This is a genomic window from Streptomyces sp. NPDC044064, from assembly GCF_056434245.1.
On the sequence record NZ_JBWKFN010000033.1, the window covers coordinates 61959 to 68850 of the forward strand.

At 71.9% G+C, this 6892-nt stretch carries 6 protein-coding genes; 3 read left to right on the plus strand and 3 right to left on the minus strand.

Annotation, left to right across the window (positions count from 1 at the left end; translation table 11 throughout):
• The first annotated feature begins 151 nt into the window (after positions 1-151).
• The gene (locus AC07DS_RS38085) at positions 152-1060 is read left to right on the plus strand and encodes a calcium-binding protein (protein WP_479152998.1); all 909 of its coding nucleotides are present in this window, start codon (positions 152-154) and stop codon (positions 1058-1060) included.
• A gap of 55 nt (positions 1061-1115) precedes the next feature.
• On the opposite strand, the gene AC07DS_RS38090 is transcribed toward AC07DS_RS38085, so the two are convergent.
• Both AC07DS_RS38090 and AC07DS_RS38095 read right to left on the minus strand, forming a co-directional pair.
• Positions 1116-2168, minus strand: coding sequence for a DUF8017 domain-containing protein (locus AC07DS_RS38090; RefSeq protein ID WP_479153000.1), 1053 nt, complete (start codon positions 2166-2168; stop codon positions 1116-1118).
• Positions 2169-2234: 66 nt separating this feature from the next.
• The gene (locus AC07DS_RS38095; RefSeq protein ID WP_479153002.1) at positions 2235-3197 is read right to left on the minus strand and encodes a DUF8017 domain-containing protein; all 963 of its coding nucleotides are present in this window, start codon (positions 3195-3197) and stop codon (positions 2235-2237) included.
• Positions 3198-3268: 71 nt separating this feature from the next.
• Here AC07DS_RS38095 and AC07DS_RS38100 point away from each other — a divergent pair, with 71 nt between their 5' ends.
• Complete coding sequence (locus AC07DS_RS38100; RefSeq protein ID WP_479153003.1) at positions 3269-3727, plus strand: DUF4442 domain-containing protein; 459 nt, start codon at positions 3269-3271, stop codon at positions 3725-3727.
• 112 nt (positions 3728-3839) lie between these two features.
• Here AC07DS_RS38100 and galU read toward each other — a convergent pair whose 3' ends face one another.
• The gene (gene galU, locus AC07DS_RS38105) at positions 3840-4793 is read right to left on the minus strand and encodes a UTP--glucose-1-phosphate uridylyltransferase GalU (protein WP_479153005.1); all 954 of its coding nucleotides are present in this window, start codon (positions 4791-4793) and stop codon (positions 3840-3842) included.
• Between the two features lie 394 nt (positions 4794-5187).
• Here galU and AC07DS_RS38110 point away from each other — a divergent pair.
• Positions 5188-6892, plus strand: a 1705-nt coding sequence (locus AC07DS_RS38110) for an RICIN domain-containing protein (RefSeq protein WP_479153006.1), incomplete at its 3' end; no start/stop codon positions are given.

A 6892-nucleotide genomic window follows, 5' to 3' on the forward strand; every position in this document is an offset into this window, starting at 1 on the left:
GCCACGACCGTGGTCGTCGCTTACCAAAACTGAAACCGACCCCCCTGTGGGGGCCGCTCGGAGAGGGGGCTGGGTCCGGGTCTGTGGGGGGGGGGGCCGGGACCCGGCCCCTCGCACGGGAACTCTCTTTCCGCTTGAAAGGTGCACGTTGATGGAACTGGATCTGCCGGACCGCCGGAACAACCGACCCGACGGAGACTCCGGGTCGGCCATGCCGCCGGGCGCGCGCCCGAGGGCACGTCGCGCGGGCCGCCTGCTGCTTCCCTTGCTGGCCCTGGCGACCGCGGGCCTCGTCACCGGCGCCGCTCGCCCACCCGCCACGGTGCCTGCCGCCCACGCGCCCGCCCCGACCTGTGAGGGCGTGCCCGCGACGATCGTCGGTACGAACGGCGACGACGACATCGTGGGCACCCCGGGCAATGACGTGATCGTCGCGTTGGCCGGGAACGACCGCGTCGACGGCCTGGGCGGCGACGACCGGATCTGCGGCGATTCCGGCAACGACAGCCTCTCCGGCGGCAACGGCAACGACACGCTCTTCGGCGGCAACGGCAACGACGGTCTCGACGGCGGCAACGGCAACGACGTCCTCAACGGCAGCAACGGCGACGACGTCCTCTCCGGCGGAGACGGCAGCGACACCCTCGCCGGCGAGGCCAACGACGACAGCCTCGACGGCGGCAGCGGCGCCGACAACCTCGACGGAGGCAAGGGCAGCGACAGCCTCAACGGCGGCGCCGGCAACGACACCGTTTCCGGCGGGGACGGCGGCGACGGCCTCAACGGCGGCGACGGTGACGACAACCTCTTCGGCGACGACGGCAATGACACCGTCTTCGGAGGCGAAGGCAACGACACGCTCTTCGGCGGCGACGGCAACGACGACCTGTTCGGCAACACCGGCAACGACACGCTCTCCGGCGAGGCCGGCAACGACGACCTCTTCGGCGGCGAGGCCAACGACAGCCTCGACGGTGGTCCCGGCACCAACTTCAACGACGGTGGTCCCGGCAGCAACACCTGCACCAACCCCGCCACCGGGCCCGGCTGCCCGGTCTGACGGCCTCGGCGGTGGAGGTCACCGGGCGGCTTCCCGGCCCTCCACCGCCGATCCGTCAGTTGCTGTTCGTCGGATCGCCGTGCAGCCGTACCGTGCTGAGGATCTTCATGATCGTTGCGGTGTCGACCTCGTTGTGCACGCCCTTGGCGCCGTAGAAGTCGAACGACACGATGTCGTCGGCCGAGTTCTTGAAGGCGAAGGTCAGGGCCTTGCCGTCGCTCGCGCACTTGCCCTTCTGCGGGCTGTTGGCGGAGTGGGCCCAGGCGTAGGCGCCCTGAAGGCCCGACGCGGTCTTGTAGGGCGTGGCCTTCTTGTCGAAGGTGATGCTCTTCTTGTCGGGCTGGGTGTAGCCGCCGTAGACGTACCACGGCACCCGTGTGACCGCCGCGTCGGCGGGGCTCTTCGCGCCGTTCTCGCCCCGGGTGCCGGCGACGGCCAGTGCGGTGTCCTCGGTCCTGCCGTCCTTGTTGCTGTCCGTCGAGCACCACTTCGACTGGTACTCGGCCGGTCCGGACACCGAGGTGATCAGCTTGTCGTTGTCGGCGTGGTCCTCCATGAAGACGGAGGTGCCGGGGGACTCGACCTCCCAGCTCGCCGGGACCTCGAACGCCGTGCCGAACTTGGGGTTGACGACGACCTTCCAGCCCGCGACGGTCGGCTTCTCGGTCTCGTCGCCGCGCGGGTCGTCGTTCGTGGCGGACGAGCTCGCGGTCGGATCCGTCTTCGGCGAATGGCTGGCCTTGCCCTTGTCCTTGCCGCTGTCGGCCTCGTCCTTCTTGGTACCGCCGAGGACCAGGAATGCGGTGACACCGGCCGCGACGACCACGGCCGTTGCCGCGACGATGGCGACCAGCTTGGTCCGGTTGCCGCCACCGCCACCACCACCGCTCTGCGGCGGCTGCGGGGCACCGGCGGGAGCCGGTGCTCCCCACTGCGGCTGTTGCCCGTACGCGTTCGGCTGCTGCCCCTGCTGCCCCTGCTGCCCCTGCTGCGGGTGCTGCTGGTAGCCGGGCTGCTGATACGGATTCGGCTGCTGGTAACCCGGCTGCTGGTACGGGTTGTTCTGCGGGTTCTGCGCGCCCCCGGGCGGCTGCTCTCCTGGCCACATGGCCAGCAACCCTAGTGTGCCCAGGGAAACGATTCGGTCACCGGCCCTCGTCAGGGACGTACCGAATCAGGAGTGTGACTGCTCGTCGTACAGCCGCACGGTCCGCATGATCTTGCTGACCGTGGCGTCCGGGACCTCCTCCGAGACGCCCTCGGCACCGAAGAACGACCACGACAGCATGGCGCCGTCACGGTCCTTGAAGGCGAACGTGGTCGCCTTGCCGTCGGTGTCGCACCGGTCCCGCTTCACCGTCCCGGACGACCGGGAGGTGGCGACGCTGCCCGTGATGCCGGACGCGGTGGTGAACGACGTGACCGGGCCGGTCGTGACCTTCTTGCGGTCCGGCTGCGTGTACCAGCCGTAGACCCAGTTCGCCGAGTCCTGGCGGGCGACATCGGCCGGGTTCTTGGCGCCCTTGTTCCCGCGCGTGCCCACGTTCGCCAGCGAGGTGTAGTCGGTCTTGCCGTCCTTGTCCTCGTCCGTGCCGCACCACTTCTCCTTCAGCACGGCGGGGGCCTTCATGCCGACCAGCACCTTGTCGTCGGAGTCCTCGGTGACGTAGGTGATCCAGTCCTTGGAGCGCACCTGCCAGCCGGCGGGGACGTCGAAGGCGATGCCGGTGACCGGGTTCACCACGACTTTCCAGCCGGCGACCGTCGGCTTCGGGACGCCGTCCGCCGAGCGCGGGTTGTCCGTGGGCGAAGGGGGCGTGGCGGTGGGGGAGGACGTGGCGGGGTCGGGCCGGGCCTTGTCGTCGCTCTTGCCGCCCAGCAGCAGGACCCCGGTCACACCGGCCGTGACCACCACGGCGGCCGCCGCCAGGATCGCCACCAGCCTGGTGCGCCCGCCGCCGCCCGGCTGCGGTGCCGGGGGCTGTCCCCACTCGGCGGGCGGCTGCTGACCGGCGTAGGGGCTGGGCTGCTGCTGGTACGGATTCGGCTGCTGATAGGGGCCGGGCTGCTGGTAGCCGGGCTGCTGGTACGGGTTGTGCTGCTGGCCGCTTCCCGGCGGCTGTTCCCCTGGCCACATGGGCCGCAACGATACAGCGGTGATCAATGGGGGTACTGGCCAGCCACCCTACCCGTGGGTAACATGGCGGCATGAGCGCAGACCAGATGTCGATCGGCGACATGCTCGCCGCCACCGTGCCGATGGCCCGGACGCTGAACCTGGAGTTCCTGGAGACGTCTCCGGACCAGGCCGTGGTGTCCCTGCCGGACCAGGGTGACTTCCACAACCACGTGGGTGGGCCGCACGCCGGTGCGATGTTCACGCTCGGGGAGTCGGCCAGTGGGGCCATCGTGCTGGCCGCGTTCGGCGACCAGCTCTCGCGTGCCGTGCCGCTCGCCGTGCGGGCCGAGATCGCCTACAAGAAGCTGGCGATGGGCGCCGTCACCGCGACCGCGAAGCTGGGCCGCCCGGCCGCCGAGGTCGTGGCCGAGCTGGACGCGGGGCAGCGCCCCGAGTTCCCGGTGACGATCGAGATCCGCCGTGCGGACGGTGCGGTCACCGGCGAGATGCAGGTCGTGTGGACGCTGCGTCCCAACAGCAAGGACTGACGCGGGACTTGTAGAGCCCGTGGGGCCGGTGTGGTCTGCGGGATTCGCGGGCCCCGTCAGGTTCAGGGTGTTCTGGGGGAGGGGTCCGGTGGATCCCTCCCCTCGCGTCGTCTCAGGCCGCCCGGCGCTCCTTCCCGGTGCCGGCCTCGCCGTCCTCCAGCGCTGCCACGAACGCCCTGAGCCAGCCCCTGAATTCGGGACCCAGGTCCGGGCGGGCGCAGGCCAGGCGGACCACTGTGCGCAGGTAGTCCGCCTTGTCGCCGGTGTCGTAGCGCAGGCCGTCGAAGACGACCCCGTGCACCGTGCCGTCCGCGGCCAGGTCCTGGAGGGCGTCCGTCAGCTGGATCTCGCCGCCGCGGCCCGGCGGGGTGCGTTCCAGGACGTCGAAGACGGCGGGGTCGAGGACGTAGCGGCCGATGACCGCATAGCGGCTCGGCGCCTTCTCCGGTGACGGCTTTTCGACCAGGCCGGTGACGCGTACGACCCCCTCCTCGCCGGTGGGTTCCACCGCCGCGCAGCCGTAGAGGTGGATCTGTGCCGGGTCGACCTCCATCAGCGCGACCACCGTGCCCGCGTACCGGTCGCGGACGTCCAGCATGCGGCTGAGCAGGGTTTCCCGCGGGTCGATCAGATCGTCGCCGAGCAGGACGGCGAAGGGCTGGTCCCCGACGTGGTGGCGGGCGCACAGCACGGCGTGGCCGAGGCCGAGCGGGTCGCCCTGGCGGATGTGATGGATGTCGGCCAGCCGTGCGGGATCGCGTACGGCGTCGAGGCGCACGGTGTCGCCCTTGGCCGCCAGGGCCTGCTCCAGCTCGAAGGCGCTGTCGAAGTGGTCCTCGATGGCGCGCTTGTGCCGGCCGGTGACCATCAGGATGTCGTCGAGACCGGCCGCCGCGGCCTCCTCGACGACGTACTGGATGGCCGGCTTGTCCACGACGGGGAGCATCTCCTTCGGCGTCGCCTTGGTCGCGGGCAGGAACCGGGTGCCGAGCCCGGCGGCCGGGACGACCGCCTTGCGTACCGAGCGGACGGAGGCGGGGGTCGCTGTGGGGTGGGGGGCGATCATGCGGCCATGCTCGGGCACGCGGATGAGAGCGCGCCGGGAAGAACGTGGGAACCGGCTGTGCGTGTCCGTCGAGGGGGCGGGCGGGGAGTTGGAGATTTCGTGTGGCATCCGGCTTTGCGTGCGCACAAGTTGACCGTCATGCAACCGCACCCTCAAAGAGGTGTGTGGATACCGCCGGTAACTGTTGTGCATTTCCCCGACTTTGACGCCGAGTCATTCGAACTTCTTGTTTCCTGTGAGGTCGGTGTGCGAAGGTGAGCCCTCCTGTGAGAGGGGCAGAGGTCGCAACCGAACGGCAAGGCCGGGCCCCTCAGGTATGCACCGATCAGGCACTGCTTTCCGATGGGGCGCCATTTCGGATGCCGCCCTGCGGCTGGAAAGGAAATGGTGTTCCGTGCCGTCCCTCTACCCCCCACGCCCGCCGTTCCCGCCCCGCCCCGGTTCGCTGCCGGGGGAGTCCGACCGTGATCTCGTCGCCCTTCTGGGCGGCCCCGGCGACGGCCGCCATCACGCCGTCGCGCTGCTCCTGGCCCGGCACTGGCGGGCCACCCGCGACTACGCGATCGTCTGCCTGGCCGCCGCCGGGCCCGCGGCGCAACTGGTGGCCACCGCCGCCTTCCAGCAGGTACTCGGCCGGCTCACGAGCGGGGCGGTCGGCGGCGCCCTGCGCCCGCAGCTGCTGGTGGCCGTCCGTGAGACCGTCCGCACCTGGGCCGCCGACGAGGGTGCCTGTGTGGTCGTGCCGGAACTGCGCAGAACCACCGGTGGCCGTGGTCTGCGCGCGACAAAGCCCGGCACGCCCGAAAGGCGGCAACTCGCAGAACGCGCATTCCAGGCCCTGCCCGCAGCCTCCCAATGCCTTCTGTGGCATACCGAGGTCGAGGCGGAGCCCATAAACATACCCGCTGGTCTGTCGGGGGTGGACACGGCCACCGCCGAGATCGCCCTGGAGCGGGCCCGCGATCAATTCCGGGCGGGCTGCGTACGCGCCCACCGCGAACTCGCACCCTCCAGGGAATGCCGCTTCCACAACCGCCTCCTGGACGTCCCCATTCGCCGCGGCGGCTCCCTGCTCCCGGATGTGCAGGCGCATCTGGCGGCGTGCCGCCACTGCCGGCACGCCGCCGAACAGCTCAGCCATTTCGAGGGCGGCCTGGAAGTCCTGCTCGCCGAGACCGTGCTCGGCTGGGGCGCCCGCCGCTATCTCGACTCCCGGCCGGGCCGCGGCGCCCCGGAGGAGGAGCCGCCCGCGCCGCACGCGGTGACCCCGGCGCAAGGCGGCCGGCACCGCACCGTTCCCGACGGCGGGCGACGTGCGGTGTCGGGGGGCAGGCGGCGTACGGCCCTGGCGGTGGGCGTCGGTCTCACCTCGCTCGCCCTGCTGGCCACGGTGCTCGTGGTCAGGGGCTGGTCCGATGACAACGGTGTCCCGGGTCCCGGGGCCACCTGGGGTGCCCCGGTGGGCAGTTCCGCCCGTCCCGGCGCCGACGGGGACCGGTCCGCCACGGTCTCCTCGTCCGCCGCCTCGGCCGGCGATCCCGTCGAGGTCGCCCACGGCAGGCTGCGCAGCCTCGCCTCCGGGCTCTGTCTGGCCGCGAGAGGGGGAAACGGCGAGGCGGGGGCGGGTGCCGTGCTGGCGGAGTGCTCGTCCGCCGGGTCACAGCAGTGGTCGTACCAGGACGACGGACTGCTGCGCAGCGCCGCCGATCCCGCCCTGTGCCTGGCCGCCGACCCGGGAACGCGGAGCGTCGTGGTGTCCGCCTGCGTCGTGCACCCCGGAGAGGTCTCGTACGACATCACGGTCCGCGGCGAAGTCCTGCTCCGCCGGCCCGAGGGGCTCGCCCTCGCCCCGGGCTCCGGAGACTCCCCGACCCGGGTGGTGGTCGCGGACCGCGACGGCTCCAAGGGGCAGCGGTGGGTCCTTGAGGCGGGGGCGGGAGCGGGTGCGCCGTCACAGCGCGGCACGCCGCCGGCAGCGCCCCACCCCGGCCGGACCGAACCCTCGAAGGGGGCCGGGGGGGGGGGGGGGGGGGGGGGGGGGGGGGGGGGGGGGGGGGGGGGGAGGGGGGGGGGGGGGGGGGGGGGGGGGGGGGGGAGGG